Genomic DNA, 19299 nt, shown 5'->3' with positions numbered 1-19299 from the left:
TTGAGAGAAAAGAACAGCTAACCCCCGACTAAAATGCATATTTAAAATACAGCAAATTTACATAAGTTATTGATTATTAATATTGTATTTATTTAAAAAATATCAAATATATATTTTCCTAATCATAAAATAAAAGATTTTAGAGTTTTTTTCTGCAAGACTTTAGTCTATGAATATAGAAAAAGCGGTATTTAGAACCCAATTCACGGAAATGAATTCCAATATAGCTTTCAATAGGCATAAATATTGTCAGACAATTTTTCCCAGATCTGGGGTTTTGATGATATTTATTGTCCCTCACTGCCATTCTGCTTTTAATTTCACTCATTAAACTCTTAGCCACTTTACTTTATCGTTAGAACTGCGTAAAAATTTAACATAAGAGTCTACTGTATAAGGCTAATTAACCTTAAGGTATAAACTTATACAGTTATGAAGTATTTACTGACTTAATTTTGTGTCAGTTTTTGGAGAATGGAATGAAAAAGTATCAGTGCATCGTTTGTGGATGGATTTATGACGAAGCAGAAGGCTGGCCACAAGACGGTATCGTGGCAGGAACGAAATGGGAAGATATCCCAGATGATTGGACTTGCCCAGACTGTGGCGTCTCAAAAGTAGATTTTGAAATGGTTGAAATCTAATAAATAGAATCTAAGGCCATCATCGTTATGGTCTTTTTTTTGTCTTTAAAAAATATGAAATGTGTTTGGAGTTGAGTATGCACCCTATTGTCATTATTGGTTCTGGTATGGCGGGATATGCCGTTGCACGTGAATTTCGAAAGTTAAATACTGAACTAGAACTTATTATGATCTGTGCGGATGATGCCATTAACTACGCTAAACCGACATTATCCAATGCGCTCGTTGGTAATAAAACTCCTGAGCAAATCCCTCTAGGGGATGCCGAAAAAATGTCGGCTCAACTCAATATGCAAATCATCAATAAGAGTTGGGTTAAATCCATTGATGCAGCAAAACATGAGCTTACTATTGAAAGCCAAAATGGAACTCAAACACAACTATATTCAAAACTCGTTTTAGCCGTCGGCGCAAATCCAATTCGCTTAGCTATTTCGGGTGATGGCAGTGAAGACATTCATGTCGTCAACAATTTGGATCACTACAAAGCATTCCGTAAACAGCTTGCAGCACGTGAAGATAAACGTGTGGTGATTTTAGGGGCAGGCTTGATTGGCTGTGAATTTGCCAACGACCTCCAAAATACTGGGGCGAAAGTATCGGTGGTCGATTTAGCTCCGCAACCTTTGGGTCGTCTGCTGCCGTCTCATGTTGCAGCTAAATTCCAAAGCAATTTAGAAGAAACGGGTATTCAATTCGTTTTAGGTACGACAGTCGACAAAGTGTCACGTATTGAAAATGGTGATTATCAAGTGAGCCTTGCCAATGGTCAAAGCTTAGTGGCAGATGTTGTGTTGTCTGCGATTGGTCTACAGCCTGAGATTAACTTAGCAAAACAAGCCGGTATTCACACCAGTCGTGGCGTATTAACCAATAAAAGCTTAGAAACCAACTTGGCAGATATCTATGCTGTCGGTGACTGTGCTGAAGTCAATGGTACCCTTCTGCCATACGTGATGCCAATCATGCAACAAGCGCGTGCTTTGGCAAAAACCCTCAATGGCGAACATACCGCAGTGCATTATCCTGCCATGCCTGTAGCTGTTAAAACACCTGCTGCACCTTTAACTGTCCTTCCTGCGCCTATTGATGTAGAAACCCAATGGGAAACAGAAGAGCTTGAAGATGGCATGATTGCCCGTGCGATCGATCAAGATGGCGTATTACGTGGATTTGTACTGCTCGGTGCAACTGCTGGGAAGCAACGCTTAACTTTGACTAAGCAGGTTCCGGACTTGATTCCTGCTTCAGTTTAAGGTTTAAATACAAGGACGTCCTGATAATAATAGACGTCCTTTTTAAAGGAAAATAACAATGAATAGTGCCCTTCAGTTTAATATTTCACCTTATGCCTCTTTTATGCATGAAACTCGCGTAGAGTTAGGCAATGGCATTGAACTTCATGTCGAGGTGGGTGGTCATCCTGAAGATCCTGCAATCTTATTGATTATGGGACTCGGCGCACAAATGTTGTATTGGCCTGATTTCTTTTGTAAGTCCCTAATAGACCAAGGTTACCGAGTTATTCGCTTTGATAATCGCGATATTGGTCTGTCGAGTAAAATTCGTAACCCAGGCCCACGTCTTAACACCTTTAAACTGATGGGACGTTTTGCCTTAGGTCTAGAGAATCAAGGTGCGCCCTATGATCTCTACGATATGGCAGACGATGTTGCACTATTAATTGATCGTATGGGACTTGATAAAGTCCATATTTTAGGCGCTTCGATGGGCGGCATGATTGCTCAAATCGTGGCGGCACGCTATCCAGATAAAGTGCACAACTTAAGCTTACTTTTTACCAGTAACATCCAACCCTTACTTCCACCGCCATTTCCAAAGCAATTATTTAGTCTAATTGAAAAACCTGAATCTAACGATGAAGATGGCATTATTAACCATAGCCTGAAAGTTTTTAATATTATAGGCTCTCCAGGCTATATTAATCAGCTTGAAGCGATACAAACTGCACGTAAACTCTATAAGCGGAGTTTTTACCCAGCGGGTGTACTTCAACAGTTTTTAGCAATATTATGTACAGGTTCCCTGCTGCAGTTGGATAAACAAATTCAGCATAAAACCATTGTGGTTCATGGAGCTCGTGACCGTTTGCTGCCGCCAAGCCATGGTAAGGCCGTTGCAAAGGCTATTTCAGGTGCTAAATTTGAATTAATTGATGGAATGGGGCATGATATCCCACCGCATTTTATTCCATATCTTAGCGGTTTGTTTGCTGATCACTTTAAATCATAAATTAGGACACTATGGCTGCATTACCATCCTTAAGACAGCTGTCATATCTAGTAACACTGTCAGAAACGCTACACTTTACTGAAGCTGCGCGTCGTTCTTTTGTCACCCAGTCTACTTTGTCTGGCGGGATCATGGAACTTGAGCGTTTACTAGGTGGCGTATTGGTAGAACGCGACCGTCAAAACGTGCGTTTAACTCCTCTTGGCGAACAAGTTGTCGGACGAGCCCGAGTTCTATTGGCAGATGCGCAAGACCTAATGCGTTTAAGTCGTGAAATGAGCGAACCTCTAACGGGTGATTTACATCTAGGGGTCATTCCCACTATTGCGCCATTCTTACTTGCGCCATTATTAGAAGAAGTGCATAAGCAATTACCAAAAATTCAATTGCATTTACATGAAGCACAAAGTGAAAAAATTGTTGAGAAACTCGAGCACGGTAATCTAGATATTGTATTACTTGCTCTTCCTTTCGATACACGTAGCTTGAAAGTTGCAGAAGTAAACAAAGAAAAATTGTTCTTGGTGTACAACAAAGCTGATCAAAATGCTGCTCAAGCGAAATCTCTAGACGACTTAGATTTATCTCGTTTAATGTTGCTTGAAGAAGGCCATTGCTTACGTGATCATGCTTTGAGTGCTTGCCCGATTGGTGAACGTAAAAATGACCATCGATTAAAAGCAAGCTCATTGCCAACTTTGGTTGAAATGGTTTCCGCAGATTTAGGCTTTACTTTATTGCCTGAAATTGCAGTTCATACCAATATGATCAAAGCCAATGAAGATTTGGCTGTGAAAGAAATTGAAGCAAGTCCTACACGCACATTGGCATTGGTAACACGTAAGAGTACACCGCTTCAAAGTGAATTTGATGTATTGCTTCAAATCTTGCAGAAAATCACTAACAATCTGCACTAACTAATCAGTGTGAAAATTAAAGAGAGCCCTGTGCTCTCTTTTTTTATTTGGCAGAAATGAATAATGCAGAAGTAATAATATTGAGATGAGTATAAAATTGAAAATGAAAAAATACAGTATCTAAAAAAAGAAAAGGCTAACCCAAATAGGTAGCCTGATAAGGTAATATATGACTTGATGTATATCTCAATTCATCGCCTCGACAATATCTTCACACTAGCCAGATAAGTAAGAAGATAAATACATCTTAGTAAAATATAACTTTCGTTAAAATCACTAGTTTCAGGTATTTTAGAGAAAGTACGTCTGATTCATTTTCAAAGGGCTTTTTTTTATTATTGTGTTTTGTGCTATAAAATAACCATTGATGAGAAATAAAACACATTATTTTAAATAGTCACTAATATTTATGTTTAAAATAACTAAGCAATAGGTGAATATTAACTCACATCAGAAACAGTTCAATTTATCGGTTGTCAAAATACTGCTTTCACATTTCAATTATTATTTTCAATTCTAATCTAAATCTGATGATTATTTAATCAATATTCTAAAAATAAAAACGAAAAAACTATAAATCTTTGCATTCAACACAATGAAAAACACAAAAAACTATACATTAATTAAATTCCATTATATCACAATAACTTAATTATACTTTGATATATAAATCACTACTTCTAGGTATATTTTTCTAATTCACTTTCATGCACATTATGGAAATGCAATTTGATTAAAAATAATAAATGAGCGAAATGTATGATGAGTGAATTTTTATTACCAGTGCCCGTTTTGATCATTGATCATCAAGCAATGACTTCAAAAACAGTGCTGTTTAACATCTTAGGAAACCTCGGTTATCCTGAAGATCTCATCACATTTTCAGAAAACTTAGTAGATGCAGAACAACAAATTTTCAATCAATTACCCAATTTAATTTTTTTAGTGATCAATCAGCAGTCCGATATCTCTTTCATCCATAAAATCAAAAAGATCTATCCTTCGAGTAATCTCATCATTTTAGTCAATGAACAATCTACAGATTTAACCTTACATGCCATTCAGTTAGGTGCAACCGCCTATATGTTGATTCAACAACCGATGGAAGATACCTACAACCAACTGAAAACCATTTTAAGAGGTGGCGCTGCATTGCATCCCAGTTTTGCTAAATTTTTATTGAGTGAAACTTTTAGTCCGCAAAATGCAGCACCTAAACAGCTCAGTCTGAATCCAGCTGAATACCAAATTTTAGATATGGTCAGCCATAGCGCGACTCAAGAGCAGATGGTCCGTGAGTTAAAACTTTCAACGTATCAAATTGATGGTTTTGTTAAAAATATCTACCGAAAAATTAGTAGCTACAGCTAAATTTAGTTCAGATAAATGATTCAAAAAAACTTATAAATTAAAAAAATAAAGGGAGCATTGCTCCCTTTTACTTTTCTAACGCATTTATTTAAATGCTTCTATAAGCACATGCTGTGAATTATGTGCTTCCTCACCCTCTTGAACATGCGTACGAATCCAGCGCCCATCGCTTTGGAGTAACCAAGCTTGCTGATTATCTTTTAAGTAATTCACTAAACCTAATTGATAAATACGCTTTTTCAACGCTGGATCTTCAATTGGAAAACAGGCTTCCACGCGATTAAATAAATTACGATCCATCCAGTCTGCACTTGAACAGAAAATACGTGAATCACCATTATTACTGAAATAATACACTCGAGTATGCTCTAAAAAACGCCCAACAATAGAGCGCACGCGAATATTTTCAGACAGCCCCGGTAAACCTGGACGCAAACAACAAATAGAACGAATAATTAAATCAATCTGTACACCTGCTTGTGACGCTTCGTACAGTTTATTGATCAACTGAACTTCTGTTAATGCATTAACCTTGACTATAATTTGCGCAGACTTGCCCGCTTTAGCATTAGTAATTTCATTATCAATATAATTGATGAGTTGAGTATGTAAGGTAAATGGTGCATGCAGCAGTTTTTTTAGCTTCGCCATTTTACCCATACCGGTCAATTCTTGGAAAATACGATGTACATCTTCACAGAGTTCTTTATCTGTAGTTAATAGACCATAATCCGTGTAGATACGCGCATTTCCTGCATGATAGTTGCCCGTACCTAAATGCACATATCGCACCAATTTATTGTTTTCGCGGCGTACCACCAAAATCATTTTGGCATGAGTTTTATAGCCCACGATGCCATACACGACAACTGCGCCTGCTTCTTGTAATACATTAGCCACAGCAATGTTTGATTCTTCATCAAATCGTGCTCGAAGCTCAATTACAGCGGTGACTTCTTTGCCATTACGTGCTGCTTCCGCTAAAACTTGCACAATCTCCGAATCTGCGCCACTTCGATAAAGCGTTTGTTTAATGGCCAAAACTTGTGGATCACGTGCAGCTTCACGCAGTAAATTAATTACCGGTGCGAATGATTCAAAGGGATGGTGCAGCAAAATATCTTGTTTTTGCATCGCACTAAAAATGTTTTCAGATTTTTTGAGTACTTTCGGAATAACTGGAATATGCGCGTCATAACGTAGATGTGGACGTTTAAAGTTTGACAGTAAACGTGCAAGGTTAACCGGCCCATCCACTTTATACAGTTGCTCTTCTTCTAAATCGAATTCATCAAGCAAATATTCATAAATATGCTGCGGACAATTTTCTGTCACTTCCAAGCGAACGGCGCGACCAAAACGACGTGAATTCAACTCACCTTTGAGGGCTTTAGCCAAATCTTCAACATCTTCATTTAAAGCCAAATCGGCATTACGCGTCACGCGAAATTGGTAGCAACCCGTCGCCGTCATGCCGGGGAACAAATCAGAGACATGTTCATGAATAATTGCCGATAGCATCACATGATGCTCTTTGCCACCGGTTAACTCATCAGGGAGTCGAACGACACGTGGCAGCGAACGTGGTGCAGGTACAACGGCTAAGTCAATCTGACGGCCAAACGCATCCTTCCCTTCTAAAGTCACAATAAAATTCAACGACTTGTTGACCAAGCGAGGGAATGGATGTGCGGGATCTAAGCTAATTGGCGTTAAGACTGGAGCAACTTGCTCTTGGAAATACTTTTTTACCCAAGCCGATTGTGCAGGCGTTAATTCCCCACGGCGTAAGAAGCAAATATCTTCTTCACGCAGTTTGGGTAAAATTTCTTGATTTAAAATACGATACTGGCGCTCAATTGCCGCATGCGCTGTCGCAGAAATTTCATCTAATACTTGTTTTGGTGTTAAGCCATCTGGACTGCGGCTTTCATTACCTAAGTCTAACTGTTCCATCATTCCCGCAACACGAATTTCAAAAAATTCGTCTAAGTTACGTGAAAAGATCAGCAAGAAATTCATGCGTTCAAGTAATGGATGTATCGGATCAACCGCTTGTTCGAGCACACGCAGATGAAAGTCGAGAATCGATAACTCTCGATTAATATAACGATCATTATAAGTATATTCAGTAGGTACTTGCGCGACTTCAGCTGCGGTATTCATTTCAAACCCATATTAAAAAATGTGTGCTGTACTCAGTTTAGTATGCTTCAAATTTGTGACAATTTCATAAAAAAAGCCCATAAAGATGAGCTTTTTGTTGTAATTCAAATCGCTGCCATGCCATTTGACGGGTGTGTCGATTGTTCTTAATCTGGGATATGGCTATAACGCATATATTTTTGGATCATGCGCTTACGATAATTTAGCTTACGATCTTGTCGATTTTCATCATAATATTTTGGATTGGGTAAAATTGCTGCAATAAATGCCGCTTGCTCTCGGCTCAAACTCCGTGAACTTTTACCAAAATAGTGCTGTGTTGCAGCTTCTACACCATAGATGTTGTCCCCAAACTCAACCGAGTTGAGATATACCTCTAAAATGCGTTGCTTCGTCCACATGCGTTCCATCATCCATGTTGCAACGGCTTCCTGTCCTTTTCGGATAAATGAACGCTTGTTATATAAAAATAAGTTTTTTGCCAATTGCTGAGAAATGGTAGACCCACCTGCGACTACTCTGCCTTTATCTTTATTGCGCTCTAAAGCATTTTGCATGCCTTCCCAATCAAAACCTTTGTGTTGTAAAAATTTGCCATCTTCTGCGGCAACAACAGCATGTTTAACATAATCACTGATTTGGTCGTAATCACGCCATTCGTGTTTAATCGGTTTAGACGGCTCTGACCAATAATCTAATCGCATCATCATCGTGGATTCCACAGGATGTGTACGCCACCAAACCAGACTACCAAAGATCCAAAGCTGCACCAAAAGCACAAGACTGACAAGAATTAACAATGTACGAACAATAAAGGCTTTCATGTCAGTGTGTTACTCCAGAAATTCTGTTTTTTCATGTTAAGCTTATTTTTAAATATTTTGACACAGTACAAGAATAGCATGTCTGAACTCAGCCCTCCTGCTGTATCAACCCATAAGCTGCAAATCCAACTGTGGTGGATCACGGCACTCTTAATTACCATCAATGTTGGACTCTTTGGCTGGCAAGTGCTGCATGGAGTGAACGTTAGCCAACCCGACACACTGGATGCTTTGCGTTGGGGTGCTGATTATGCACCTTTAACCTTTTTAGAGGAACCCATCCGCTTATTCAGCAGTATGTTTTTTCATTTTGGCCTGATTCACCTGATGTTGAATATGTGGGCTTTGTATATTTTTGGCAGTGTTGCCGAGCAAATGTTAGGTCGTTTCTACTTCCTTGGCCTGTATGTTTTAGCCGGACTGATGGGAAGTTTGTTGAGTGGGTATTTAACCATTCAAGATAGCTATGCATTATTGGCCGAAGGTGCAGCCAATCAGCAGCTTTTCCCGAGTATTGGTGCAGGTGCATCGGGTGCAGTGATGGGACTGGGTGCAGCGTTAACGATTATTTCACTGCTCCCCATGTTACCTAAACAGCAATTTTATCTGGATAAAAAAACCTTATTGATGGTGATGGGCATTAACCTCGCGATGGGCTTTATGATCAGTGGGATTAACAATGCCGCGCATATTGGCGGCATGTTGATGGGCGCTGCCTTGGCTTTCATTTGGTATGTGGGACAAAAATTACATCAATCCCTGCTCATTCAAATGATCGGTCTAATCGCCGCAGCTGTCGGATGCTATCTGTTTTATCTACATTGCCAACAATTAATCCAACCGATTTTACCGCTTTGGGAACACTTTATCCTACTGATGAAGCAATCTCTCGCAGCACGTTAAACAATGGAATGAACCCTGTGGCTATAACACAGACATGTTGAAATCATGTCTAAACCTAAACTACACACTGGGTTCCTGCTCCACTCTTAACTTGCTCGGCTGTTAACCATCTCCCCCCTTAACTATTTAATTCACGCAAGCTTTCTAAGGGTGGGATGTCGCAAAGATAACTTAAGCGATAACGTCCGATCAATGTACAGACTAAGGTCATGACCAGTGGGAGGATCAACCAAATTTCTGCATGTAGCTGAATGACCAGTTCCATTTTATAACTGACAATCGCACTGATCACTTCGGCAAAAATACACGCCACAACACCTGAAATTAGCCCCATCAAACCGACTTCCAAACTCAGCATCGACTTTAACTTTTGCTTGGAACTGCCGAAGGAACGCAATAATGCCACTTCTTTTTTACGTTCATCCATAAATAAGTTCAAACATGCAACCAAGACCAAAATACCTGAAATACTGACCAACAGCGCCAAGATAGTAATAATCTGAACCAATACACTGACGATGCGTTTGATCTCATCCAGAATTAGACTGACATCAATAAACACGGTATTCGAAAACTGCTGAATTAGACCAATTAACTGATTTTTATCTTGCGGTGGAACATAGAAGCTCCCCAAGTAACTGCCAGCATTTTCATCCATGGTTTGGGGAGAAAAAATAAAGAAAAAGTTTGGACTAAAGCTTTCCCACTCCACACTGCGAAGGTTAATTACCTTGGCTTGTAAAATCCCTTCAGGAAGGCTAAAACTCAGTCGATCTCCAATTTGAATACCCAGTTCTTGTGCGGTTTTCACCTCTACCGATACTTCGTTAACCTGTTGAAAGTGCTGACTGCCCGCGATGATTTGATTATCTTTTGGAAAAGTTGCAGCCTGCGTAAGATTTAATTCACGGCGTAATGAATTATTGCTTTTAATTAAGGCATCCGAAAAAGGGAGATCATTTTTGGCAACTAAACGCCCACGAATATTCGGGTACATCGGCGTCCCTTGCCAACCATGCAGCTTGAGTTGTTGATTAAAATCCTGTAACTCAAATGGCGGTAATCCATAGATAAATTGGTTAGGTGTTCCTTGTGGTAATTGTTGTTGCCAACGTTCCAGTAAATCTGTACGCAATACCGCTAAAACCGTGATCAGACTTAGCCCCAATGCCAATGCAGTAATTTGAAATGCCGTTTGATACGGTGTACGTATATATGCTGAGATTTTCCTCCCCCAACTTTTCAAGGCTTTCAAACTGAGCCAGACCATCATATATAGGCCGATACACAGGAAGATGATGGCGCAAATCAGCCACAGGGTGAGTTGTAAATTTTCAGTTAAAACCACACAAAACACCACCAAACTGAGTGTTCCGAAACTGAGCATCCAAAGCATGGAACGTACAGAACGCTCTTGTTGTCGTATCACCCGTGCTGGCGGTGTCCCTAATAATTGCCAAAGACTTGGAAGAACAAATCCTAATAGCACAATCGCACTGGTGAATATTGCAATTGGAAGTGGGCCAAGCAGCATAGACAGGGCTGAAAACTCTAATTGTAAATTTGGAATCAGCTGTAGCATCAGTTGCAATAAGCCATAACCCAATCCCAGACCAATCAAACTTCCAAACAGGATTGAAAGCCCGAGTACAACCAACAGTAAAGCCAAATAAGCACTTAATATTTGCTGTTTGGTCGACCCAATACAGCGCATCAGTGCAATGGCATCCTGATTTTGTTGGACATAGCGCTGACTGGTTAATGCGATGGCGATACCACAAAGTAGAATGGTTAAAATATTCGCCAGTTGTAAAAACGTTTCAAGATTGGCAATCGGCTTCATTAAGCGAGTATTGCCTTCACTGGCATTTCTCATTTTTAAACTGCTTTGAGCTGCATCCTGAACCTGCGTATGATCTGAGTTAGCAGCACTGTCTTCGCTTTGATCACCAAATTTCTGCTTATAGAGTTTTTCAAAGCGCTGGGTATTTTGTGCATCTCCTGCCATTAACAGGCGATATTCAATCCGACTCCCGACTTGGATGGCATTGGTTCTCGCCACCTCAGACTGCGCAATCATAACTGTCGGTGAAAAACCACTGAAACCGAGTTCCTGATTGGTGTCATGGATGATTTTGGCACTGACTTGAAAAGCAGCATCGGCAATATTGATCTGATCTCCAACCTTTACACCCAATAAATCCATGGCACGAGGACTTAACCAGACCTCACCTGCTTGTATGGAACGGTTTAGTTTCGGTTCTGTTTCGAGTTCACCTCGTAATGGAAATGCAGCATCAACGGCTTTGACATTGACCATGACAAATTGCTGATCAGTGTGCGCCATGCTGCTAAATAGCGTGACATTCGATTGTTTTAATTGCTGTGCTTTGGCTCGTTGTTGCCACTCTTGTGGAATTGGTTCATTGGCTGTCAGCACCAAGTCTGCTGCCAACATTTCAGCAGCTTGTAGCGCTACTGCATTTTGAATTTGTACATTGCTAAACTTTAAAGCAGTGGTAGCACTGATCGCCAAGGTCAGTGCGATCAATAATAAATACACACCCGTGGTTTTAAAACTCAGCTGTAAGAGTGGTCGAAACAGTGCCAAAAGATTCATGCAGCATCTCCTGTTCGATGCTCAATCAATTGACCATTGACCAATTCAAAGTGGCGCTGACATTGACGGGCCAAATCGGCATCATGCGTCACCAATACCAAAGTGGTTCCCATTTCACGATTTAACTGAAATAACAGTTGTTCAATTTCCTGTGCCGTTGCACTGTCTAAATTACCTGTCGGTTCATCTGCAAAGATCAGATCGGGTTCACTCACCAAAGCACGGGCAATCGCAACTCGTTGCTGCTCACCACCGGATAAAACTTTAGGGGCTTGATGCGCTTGGCGTTCTAGTCCGACCTTTGCTAACAGTTTTAATGCTTTTTCTTCGGCAGCTTTGACCTGAAAATTTGCTTGTAACCGTAGCGGCAGCATGACATTTTCCAGTGCCGTTAAATGTGGCAACAACTGGAAAGACTGAAAGACAAAACCAATATGGGCCAAACGGACTTGAGCACGCTGTTCTTCATTTAATAGATGAATGTCCTGACCACAGACCCGTAACTGTCCAGAACTGGCCTGATCTAAGGTCGCCAAAATCCCCAACAAGGTGGATTTACCTGAACCAGAGCGACCAGTGATCGCAACTTGTTCCCCGGCAAAGATTTCAAGATCGAGTTGTTCAAAGATCGATAACTGTTTTTGTGGAAGTTGTATCTTTTGTGTCAATTGCTGTGCAGAAATAATCGCCTGTGGCATGATGTCAACATCTGTCGTGAGTTGGGTCATATCTTCCCTATATGCAAAATCGCATTCAAAATAATCGTCTATTGAGTTACTTGCTGGCTATTGCACTGATGTTCTGCCCGATGCTGCTCTCTGCCAAAACCATTATGATTTTGGGCGATAGCTTAAGTGCAGGTTATGGTGTTTCAGTGCAGCAAGGTTGGGTCCACTTATTACAAAAACGTCTAGACCAACAGTATCCGAAACAACATAAAGTGGTCAATGCAAGTGTCAGCGGTGAAACCACCAGTGGAGCTTTGGCACGACTGCCTAAACTGTTGCAAACTCATCGTCCAGACCTTGTGGTGATTGAATTAGGTGGTAATGATGGTTTACGCGGACAGCCCCCTGCACAAATTCAAAAAAACTTAGCGCAGCTGATTCAAAAAAGCCAACAGGCCAAATCGAAAGTCATTTTATTTGGAATGAAAATTCCACCGAATTATGGCAAGGCATATAGCCAAGCTTTTGAAAATAACTATCAAGTGCTGAGCAAACAGTACAAAGTCAAATTATTGCCTTTCTTTATGCAAGGGGTTGCGGGACATAAAAACTTAATGCAACAAGATCAGATTCACCCGAATGCCAAAGCGCAAACAATTTTGCTGAACAATGCTTATCCATTGATCAAAGCAAGTTTATAAATTTAGTGGGTGAAAATGGATTCGTTAAAAAAGGCGCTTCATTTGAGCGCCTTTTTTTAAATCTTGTATTTACTGTAGTTTGCTTAGAAATCGTAGAAGCTTACTTCACCCGTTTCGAGTGAATACTCAGCGCCCACCACTTTTAGTTTGCCTTGCGCAATTAAGTTTTCGAGGACTGCTGAACCATGACGAAGTTGATTTACTGATGCAAAAACGTTTGAACGTACTGCATGCATTGAAAGTTTTTCAAGATCATCTTTCAATTCAGTTTGCATAAGTATTTCTACAGATGGACGAACGCGATTCACAATCGACATCAAGTTAGCTGATGGTGGTGTCGCAGGGTTAGTTAAAGCTTCAATCGTAGAATGAATCGCGCCACAGTGTGTATGGCCCAATACAATGACCACAGGACAACCGAAGCTTTCTGCTGCAAATTCCACGCTACCGACTTGAGACGGTGCCACAATATTACCTGCAACACGAATCACGAATAAATCGCCTAAGCCTTGGTCAAATACCATTTCAGCAGGAACACGTGAGTCTGAACACCCTAAAATAATCGCAAAAGGTTCTTGGCTTTCGGCCATTTCAGCACGTTGTTGATGCGTCAAAAGCTTTGGGTGATTCGTTTCACCGTCTACAAAACGTTGATTCCCTTTTTTTAAACGATCTAAAGCTTCTGCTGCTGTTAGCATGTTCTAATTACCCTTATCCGAAGTTGCAATATTTTAATCCCAGTCGAATCGATTGTCACTTGCAAAAACAATTGCTGTGAATTTTTTCTACGACGATGCAACTTGATAGAAAATGCTACTCCACATTCATCAAAAAAAATTATTTTTTCTGTAATGGTTCACATTATTAAACCGCAAGTTTAACCACATCAAAAAAGCAATGGATGACAAAGGTCATTTTTAATTTACAATATATTTCATAAATATACGCTTTTACTATTTCAGCCCATTCTGATAATAGTCATATAAATGATCTAAAAAATATATCGATTCGATTTAACTGGGGTAAACGTCAATGAAAGGACATCATTCACGCGTTTTTGGCTTTTTCAAGCTAGCAACAATTTGCTGTATGACGTTTACTGCCAACCATACTTTGGCTGCAAATCCGTCTCCCATCAGCAAAAACTTGGCTGTACCCTCTATCGTGCAAAATTATTTGAGCCAAGAACGTAAAGCGGCTGGTTTAGTCACACACAGTGTTCAAGTCGGGAATGTGAATTGGAGTTATAGCGAAGGTGGTCAACGCTCTAAACCTACCATTTTGCTGATTCATGGTTTAGGCGGCACACGTGATAATTGGAACCGTGTTGCGCATTATTTAACACCGAACTATCACGTGATCATCCCTGACCTTCCGGCCAATGGCGATACCCATGTCCCTGTCGATTTTGATGTCTCTGTCCCGAATGTCACGGAACAACTACGCCAGTTTGTCCTTAAAATAGATATTGAAGATAAACTGAATGTTGCAGGTCACTCGCTGGGTGGTTCCATTGCCACGGTATATGCCTCTCAATATCCTTTTGATACCCAAAGTTTATTTTTACTCAACAGCGCGGGCATTTATAAACAAGCCAATACCAGTTATACCCGCGACCCGTATAAACTTAAAAATTTAATCGTTTCAAAACCGGGTGATTTAGATGATGTTATGCATAAACTCATGCAGAATCCGCCTAATGTTCCGACACAGCTTAAAGAAGCGCAGGAAAATATCTTAATTGCGCGTGCGCCCTTCACCAGTAAAATGATCGATCAAGTCGTCACGCTCAATCGAATCTACACCCCTGAAACTTTTGCTCGATTAACACGAACGGTGGAAGCCCCAACCCTGATCCTTTGGGGCAAACAAGATAAAATCTTTAATGTGGAAGTGGCAGGCGAACTCAAGTCTTTACTGAAACGTGCAGAAACCCCAGTGATTTTAAATAATGTCGGTCATATGCCAATCTTAGAAGCCGAACAACAAGTTGCAGACCATTACTTGCCTTTCCTCGCGAAAAGTCAAAAGTTTAAAAACCCTTTGGTAGATAAACTGATTCAGTTAAACTGAGCATTCGCCATTTTTAGATCCCCATCACTGGGACTTCAGGGAAAGTATGCAGAAAAACCCGATGATTGAGCAGTTGATTGACGCTCAACTGAACTTTTTAGATCAGAGCTTTTCACACAATGATACCGTAGCCACTGAATTCACCCATTTTTATCAATGGTTTCGTAAACAATCTTTGCAGCAGATTTGGAGTTTTGATCAAATCAATGCCTTGTTGCAGAAACAAATTTTAAATACCCCTGCAAGTCAATTTCTGATTGAGCAAATTGCTGAACATATCAAATTTGCACTGATTCATCCTGCAAATGACAGCACCACGATTGCCGAAATCATCCCAGTATTGACCATCGATAAAATTGCGCAGTATGTGGCAAGTAAACAAGGACATCGTCAGCGTTTAATTCATACCATGGTCAACAATCCTGCATTTTCAGCCATGATCAGTCAATTGATTCAACATGCGATACAAGATTATTTAGATAATTCGTTGATTGCAAAATCGGTACCCGGTGTTTCAAGATTTATGAAAATGGGGAAATCGGTACTGGAAAATGTCACTGATACCAATTTAGATAATGCAGTCAGCAAATACTTACAAAAGAATATTTTAAAGCTCAGTCAAATGAGTGAAACCGTGTTAAATCAGCACTTTGATGATCATAAGCTGTACCATTTTCAAGCCAATTTGTGGCATAAAATTAAAGCGCTGCCAGTTTCAGTATTAAAGAACTACGTTGAAGTTCAGGACTTGCCGCAAACAGTTGCCATGGGTCATGAAATTTGGGACTTTATGCGACAGTCTGAGTATATGAAACAGCAAGTGCATGATGGCGTATACGCTTGGTACGTGCGCAATGCAGAACGCCCTTTTGATTTATTGCTACGTGATTTAAATATTGATGAAGCACTGATTCAGCATGAACTTCAAAACTTACTCAATCCTATCGTTCAACAAATGATTGAGTCGGGTTATTTGCGTGAGCGTTCACGTCTCTATTTAGAACAATTCTACTACTCAAGTGAAGCACTGAAAATTTTAAATATCCCAACATAAAAAAAGCCGCGTTAAGCGGCTTTTCTTTTGGACATATTTAGAACTGGTATTTCAAACTTGCATAATAAGCTCGACCCGGCTCATTATATGTTTGGTTGACCGTTTTATCACGCAGTTTTTGCTCATCAAATAGATTATTCACACCGATACGAGCACTTAAAGCCGCATTAAATTTATAACCAAAGTTAATGCCTGCAATGCCATAACTTTTCACGCTATCCATCGCCAAGCCATTTTTGCTTTCAAGACTGGTTTCTGCATATTGACGTGGTTTTTGACGACCATATTGGGTATAGACAAAGTTACTGTCTAATCGATCCGTGATGTTGTAGTTCAAAATAGAGTTTATGGTGTAATTTGGAATCACTGAAAGTGGATTGCCAGTACGTTTATCTTCAGAGTTGATCATATAGGTGACGTTATTGGTCCACGTGATATCACCCCAGTCCAAAGAAATACTTCCTTCAACACCTTCCACCAAGGCTTCTGGCGTATTCATCCAACGCAGTACATTATATGTTGTTCCATTTACTTCCAGTTCTTCTAGACGTGTATCCCCTGCAACGATCTTATTTTTATAATCATTACGGAACCATGCAAAGCTTGCATTTACGATGTCTTTTTCAAACTGTACACCTAATTCTTTATTCACTGAAGTTTCAGGTTTGAGATCGCCATTACCTTGTAATAGACATTGGCTCAGCCCAATCGGACAGCCATTACCGCGAGTGCTTAACAGATAACCTTCTGCATTTTGGTACATATTAGGTGCTTTATACGCCTTAGCCACACCACCTTTTAATGTCCAATAGTCGCCAAGCTTTTGCGTAATATTGAGACTTGGACTCCAGCTATCACCCGATTTACTATGATTATCATAGCGTAGTGCCAAAACAACATCGGTGCTCTCGCCCAAATTCATATTGTTTTCAATATAGGCCGACGCAATCCGTGAATCCATGTGTGAACGGTCACCTGAAGTCAGCATATCACCAAAACCGCCTGCGCCAGCTTGTGTATTAACCGTATCGGTAAAGTCATCTTCAATCCATTCAGCACCTAAAGTTAATACTTGTGGGACATACCATTGGAACGGCAGATTGGCTTCTGCATTAAAGCGAATGGTTTCTAGATGTGACGTTTGTTTATTCTCGAGATTATTAATCTGTCCCTCAGTACTACCGCCTGTTCCTTCAGGTAGGCGTTTATTTTTGGTTTTGTCATATTGCGCTATGATTTTACTGTCACCCCAACCCCACGTACCTTCATGGGTTAATGCAAAACTATCACGATAAATGGTATTGGTTTCTTCACCGATTAAAGCGGATAAAATTGGTGCTTTGTTTGGATCGGCTGGATCAAATACACTGTTTTGACTGTCGCCTGCAAAACGGTTGCCTTGGCGGCCAACACTTGCGTCAAACATCAAGACTTGTTGATCATTCAACTGCCAAGCCAAGCGCCCTGCGATATCTTTATTTTCAACGCCTTCTCGACCCGCCATACGCGCGCCATTGTCCATTAATGCATTAATATCCGCAGCATCTGAATCGGTTTTGTTATAACTACCGTATAAACGATATGAAAGGACATCTTTGAGAATTGGCCCGCTTAAGTTAAAGCTTTCACGGTGACTTGCACCCTCTTTAGCGTCTTCAGGCTGATTGGTAAAAACTTCCACAGAGCCATGCACTTCATTGGTCACTTTCTTGGTTTTAATATTGACCACACCACCCATCGCACCTGAACCATAACGCGCTGCTGCTGGACCACGCAGCACTTCAATCGATTCAATGGCATCTGCAGGTACCCAGTTCGAATCGCCACGTGTATCACGCTCACCGCGCCAGCCATAACGTACTGAGTTTCTCGAATTTACAGGCTTGCCATCAATTAAGATCAACGTGTTTTCAGGCCCCATACCACGGATATCAATCTGACGGTTATTACCACGTTGGCCTGTGGCACTGTTACCAGTCAAATTCACACCCGGCATACGGCGCACATACTCTGAAATATCATTCACAACCGGCATTTTTTCTAAATCTTCTGCCGTAATTTTTGAAGCACCTAATGATTGCTTAACCTGTTCTGCTGCGGTAACAACAATGGTTTCCATCTTCGTTACGGATTCGTCTGTTGCTTCAGTTTGCACATTTTCTGCATGCGACAAACTTACCAATGCACAGAGTATTGAAAGTGTAAGCGTTGATTTTAATAGTTGTTTGGTCATTGAGTGCTTCCAAATAAACGTATTTATGGAGAAATCTAGAATAATGTGTTGCACATTGTAACCAACACAAATAATATTGCAATTAATTTTAATAATCATTCTCATTTATATTTGTGATATCGCTTATCATCTCGATGTTAAAACTTCAGAAATCATTTAAAAATCTTCGTTTTTTTGATTTAGACAATAAAAAAGCCGCAACGTTGCGGCTTTTTATAAAAATACTGAACTTATTTGAAATAAGCACCTTCAGTATTACTGTGATCCGTTTGGTCAACAACACGCATTAACTCAGGTACATGCTGCTTCAATGTTGTTTCAACACCTTGTTTCAAGGTTAAATCGATTGAAGAACAACCTTGACAACCACCACCGAATTTAAGCACTGCAGTTAAACCATGTTCTGCATCTTCAACCACTTCTACCAGTGCACAGTTACCACCATGACCTGCAAGGCCTGGGTTAATTTCTGACTGTAGAACATAAGTGATACGCTCTTCTACAGAGGCATCTGGACCCACACGTGGCACTTTTGAGTTTGGCGCACGGAAAGTTAACTGACCACCAAAACGGTCTTTGTTATAGTCAATCACCGCATCCAAAAGATATGGAATAGACGGTGTGTCAATAAATGCAGGGAAATCTGGATAGTCTTGTTTATAGTCTGTTGGCACAACTTCTTCTGGTGCACTGTAAGCCATACAACATTCAGCACGTGGCGTACCCGGATTTTCCACAAAAACACGTACACCAATGCCCGGTGTATTTTGTTTATCCAAAAGATCTTTCAAATACTCTTGGGCATTTGGAGTGATCAATAGGTTTGGAATTTCTTCAGCAACTGCTGTGCTGTTGTTCTCAGTCGACATTAC

16 protein-coding genes are annotated in these 19299 nt (G+C 40.3%); 9 read left to right on the top strand and 7 right to left on the bottom strand.

Annotated elements, in window-relative coordinates; translation table 11 throughout:
- Nucleotides 1–479: 479 nt before the first annotated feature.
- The 5 genes from rubA to AC25JC_RS04920 all read left to right on the top strand — a co-directional run bounded on the left by rubA (nucleotide 480) and on the right by AC25JC_RS04920 (nucleotide 5185).
- Entirely contained in the window at nucleotides 480–644 is a 165-nt protein-coding gene (gene rubA / locus AC25JC_RS04940) for a rubredoxin RubA (protein WP_005179369.1), read from the top strand.
- Between the two features lie 77 nt (nucleotides 645–721).
- Nucleotides 722–1900, top strand: coding sequence for an NAD(P)/FAD-dependent oxidoreductase (locus tag AC25JC_RS04935; protein ID WP_180115399.1), 1179 nt, complete (start codon nucleotides 722–724; stop codon nucleotides 1898–1900).
- 58 nt (nucleotides 1901–1958) lie between these two features.
- Nucleotides 1959–2897, top strand: coding sequence for an alpha/beta fold hydrolase (locus tag AC25JC_RS04930; protein WP_218948325.1), 939 nt, complete (start codon nucleotides 1959–1961; stop codon nucleotides 2895–2897).
- Nucleotides 2898–2908: 11 nt separating this feature from the next.
- Entirely contained in the window at nucleotides 2909–3814 is a 906-nt protein-coding gene (gene oxyR / locus AC25JC_RS04925; RefSeq protein ID WP_180007453.1) for a LysR family transcriptional regulator OxyR, read from the top strand.
- Between the two features lie 759 nt (nucleotides 3815–4573).
- Nucleotides 4574–5185 (top strand): transcriptional regulator, encoded by a 612-nt coding sequence (locus tag AC25JC_RS04920; RefSeq protein ID WP_486923566.1) that lies wholly within the window; start codon nucleotides 4574–4576, stop codon nucleotides 5183–5185.
- An 84-nt stretch (nucleotides 5186–5269) separates the two neighbouring features.
- On the opposite strand, the gene ppk1 is transcribed toward AC25JC_RS04920, so the two are convergent.
- Both ppk1 and mtgA read right to left on the bottom strand, forming a co-directional pair.
- Complete coding sequence (gene ppk1 / locus AC25JC_RS04915) at nucleotides 5270–7351, bottom strand: polyphosphate kinase 1 (RefSeq protein WP_111884435.1); 2082 nt, start codon at nucleotides 7349–7351, stop codon at nucleotides 5270–5272.
- Nucleotides 7352–7497: 146 nt separating this feature from the next.
- On the bottom strand, nucleotides 7498–8175 hold the full coding sequence (gene mtgA / locus AC25JC_RS04910; RefSeq protein ID WP_180122191.1) for a monofunctional biosynthetic peptidoglycan transglycosylase: 678 nt from the start codon (nucleotides 8173–8175) through the stop codon (nucleotides 7498–7500).
- A 78-nt stretch (nucleotides 8176–8253) separates the two neighbouring features.
- Between mtgA and AC25JC_RS04905 the strand changes: the two genes are divergently transcribed.
- Nucleotides 8254–9078, top strand: a complete 825-nt coding sequence (locus AC25JC_RS04905; RefSeq protein ID WP_486923565.1) for a rhomboid family intramembrane serine protease — start codon at nucleotides 8254–8256, stop codon at nucleotides 9076–9078.
- 118 nt (nucleotides 9079–9196) lie between these two features.
- On the opposite strand, the gene AC25JC_RS04900 is transcribed toward AC25JC_RS04905, so the two are convergent.
- Together AC25JC_RS04900 and AC25JC_RS04895 are read right to left on the bottom strand one after the other, a co-directional pair.
- Nucleotides 9197–11698: an ABC transporter permease gene (locus tag AC25JC_RS04900; protein WP_486923564.1), complete on the bottom strand. Its 2502-nt coding sequence runs from the start codon at nucleotides 11696–11698 to the stop codon at nucleotides 9197–9199.
- A complete protein-coding gene (locus AC25JC_RS04895; protein WP_111884437.1) occupies nucleotides 11695–12426 on the bottom strand; it encodes an ABC transporter ATP-binding protein in 732 nt (243 codons plus the stop codon). Before AC25JC_RS04895 ends, AC25JC_RS04900 begins: the two co-directional genes overlap by 4 nt.
- Before the next feature lie 11 nt (nucleotides 12427–12437).
- On the opposite strand from AC25JC_RS04895, the gene AC25JC_RS04890 reads away from it, so the two are divergent.
- Nucleotides 12438–13067: an arylesterase gene (locus AC25JC_RS04890; protein WP_180133809.1), complete on the top strand. Its 630-nt coding sequence runs from the start codon at nucleotides 12438–12440 to the stop codon at nucleotides 13065–13067.
- 83 nt (nucleotides 13068–13150) lie between these two features.
- On the opposite strand, the gene AC25JC_RS04885 is transcribed toward AC25JC_RS04890, so the two are convergent.
- On the bottom strand, nucleotides 13151–13765 hold the full coding sequence (locus tag AC25JC_RS04885; protein ID WP_111884438.1) for a carbonic anhydrase: 615 nt from the start codon (nucleotides 13763–13765) through the stop codon (nucleotides 13151–13153).
- 334 nt (nucleotides 13766–14099) lie between these two features.
- Between AC25JC_RS04885 and AC25JC_RS04880 the strand changes: the two genes are divergently transcribed.
- On the top strand, nucleotides 14100–15140 hold the full coding sequence (locus AC25JC_RS04880; protein WP_078189942.1) for an alpha/beta fold hydrolase: 1041 nt from the start codon (nucleotides 14100–14102) through the stop codon (nucleotides 15138–15140).
- A gap of 46 nt (nucleotides 15141–15186) precedes the next feature.
- Nucleotides 15187–16194, top strand: a complete 1008-nt coding sequence (locus AC25JC_RS04875; protein ID WP_486923563.1) for a hypothetical protein — start codon at nucleotides 15187–15189, stop codon at nucleotides 16192–16194.
- Between the two features lie 37 nt (nucleotides 16195–16231).
- Here the strand turns inward: AC25JC_RS04875 and AC25JC_RS04870 are convergent, their stop codons facing one another.
- Together AC25JC_RS04870 and nfuA are read right to left on the bottom strand one after the other, a co-directional pair.
- The gene (locus tag AC25JC_RS04870) at nucleotides 16232–18427 is read right to left on the bottom strand and encodes a TonB-dependent siderophore receptor (protein ID WP_486923562.1); all 2196 of its coding nucleotides are present in this window, start codon (nucleotides 18425–18427) and stop codon (nucleotides 16232–16234) included.
- Between the two features lie 230 nt (nucleotides 18428–18657).
- A complete protein-coding gene (gene nfuA / locus AC25JC_RS04865; protein ID WP_078189947.1) occupies nucleotides 18658–19296 on the bottom strand; it encodes a Fe-S biogenesis protein NfuA in 639 nt (212 codons plus the stop codon).
- Nucleotides 19297–19299 lie beyond the last annotated feature (3 nt).

Source organism: Acinetobacter sp. P37 (assembly GCF_057480965.1).
This window is presented reverse-complemented; position numbering and strand designations above follow the sequence as displayed.

Coding starts and splice junctions, on each gene's coding strand:
- ppk1 (WP_111884435.1), bottom strand. CDS start 7,351: ATGAATACCGCAGCTGAAGTCGCGCAAGTACCTACTGAATATACTTAT.
- oxyR (WP_180007453.1), top strand. CDS start 2,909: ATGGCTGCATTACCATCCTTAAGACAGCTGTCATATCTAGTAACACTG.
- mtgA (WP_180122191.1), bottom strand. CDS start 8,175: ATGAAAGCCTTTATTGTTCGTACATTGTTAATTCTTGTCAGTCTTGTG.
- AC25JC_RS04900 (WP_486923564.1), bottom strand. CDS start 11,698: ATGAATCTTTTGGCACTGTTTCGACCACTCTTACAGCTGAGTTTTAAA.
- AC25JC_RS04875 (WP_486923563.1), top strand. CDS start 15,187: ATGCAGAAAAACCCGATGATTGAGCAGTTGATTGACGCTCAACTGAAC.
- AC25JC_RS04885 (WP_111884438.1), bottom strand. CDS start 13,765: ATGCTAACAGCAGCAGAAGCTTTAGATCGTTTAAAAAAAGGGAATCAA.
- AC25JC_RS04930 (WP_218948325.1), top strand. CDS start 1,959: ATGAATAGTGCCCTTCAGTTTAATATTTCACCTTATGCCTCTTTTATG.
- AC25JC_RS04905 (WP_486923565.1), top strand. CDS start 8,254: ATGTCTGAACTCAGCCCTCCTGCTGTATCAACCCATAAGCTGCAAATC.
- AC25JC_RS04880 (WP_078189942.1), top strand. CDS start 14,100: ATGAAAGGACATCATTCACGCGTTTTTGGCTTTTTCAAGCTAGCAACA.
- nfuA (WP_078189947.1), bottom strand. CDS start 19,296: ATGTCGACTGAGAACAACAGCACAGCAGTTGCTGAAGAAATTCCAAAC.
- AC25JC_RS04890 (WP_180133809.1), top strand. CDS start 12,438: ATGCAAAATCGCATTCAAAATAATCGTCTATTGAGTTACTTGCTGGCT.
- AC25JC_RS04920 (WP_486923566.1), top strand. CDS start 4,574: ATGATGAGTGAATTTTTATTACCAGTGCCCGTTTTGATCATTGATCAT.
- rubA (WP_005179369.1), top strand. CDS start 480: ATGAAAAAGTATCAGTGCATCGTTTGTGGATGGATTTATGACGAAGCA.
- AC25JC_RS04870 (WP_486923562.1), bottom strand. CDS start 18,427: ATGACCAAACAACTATTAAAATCAACGCTTACACTTTCAATACTCTGT.
- AC25JC_RS04935 (WP_180115399.1), top strand. CDS start 722: ATGCACCCTATTGTCATTATTGGTTCTGGTATGGCGGGATATGCCGTT.
- AC25JC_RS04895 (WP_111884437.1), bottom strand. CDS start 12,426: ATGACCCAACTCACGACAGATGTTGACATCATGCCACAGGCGATTATT.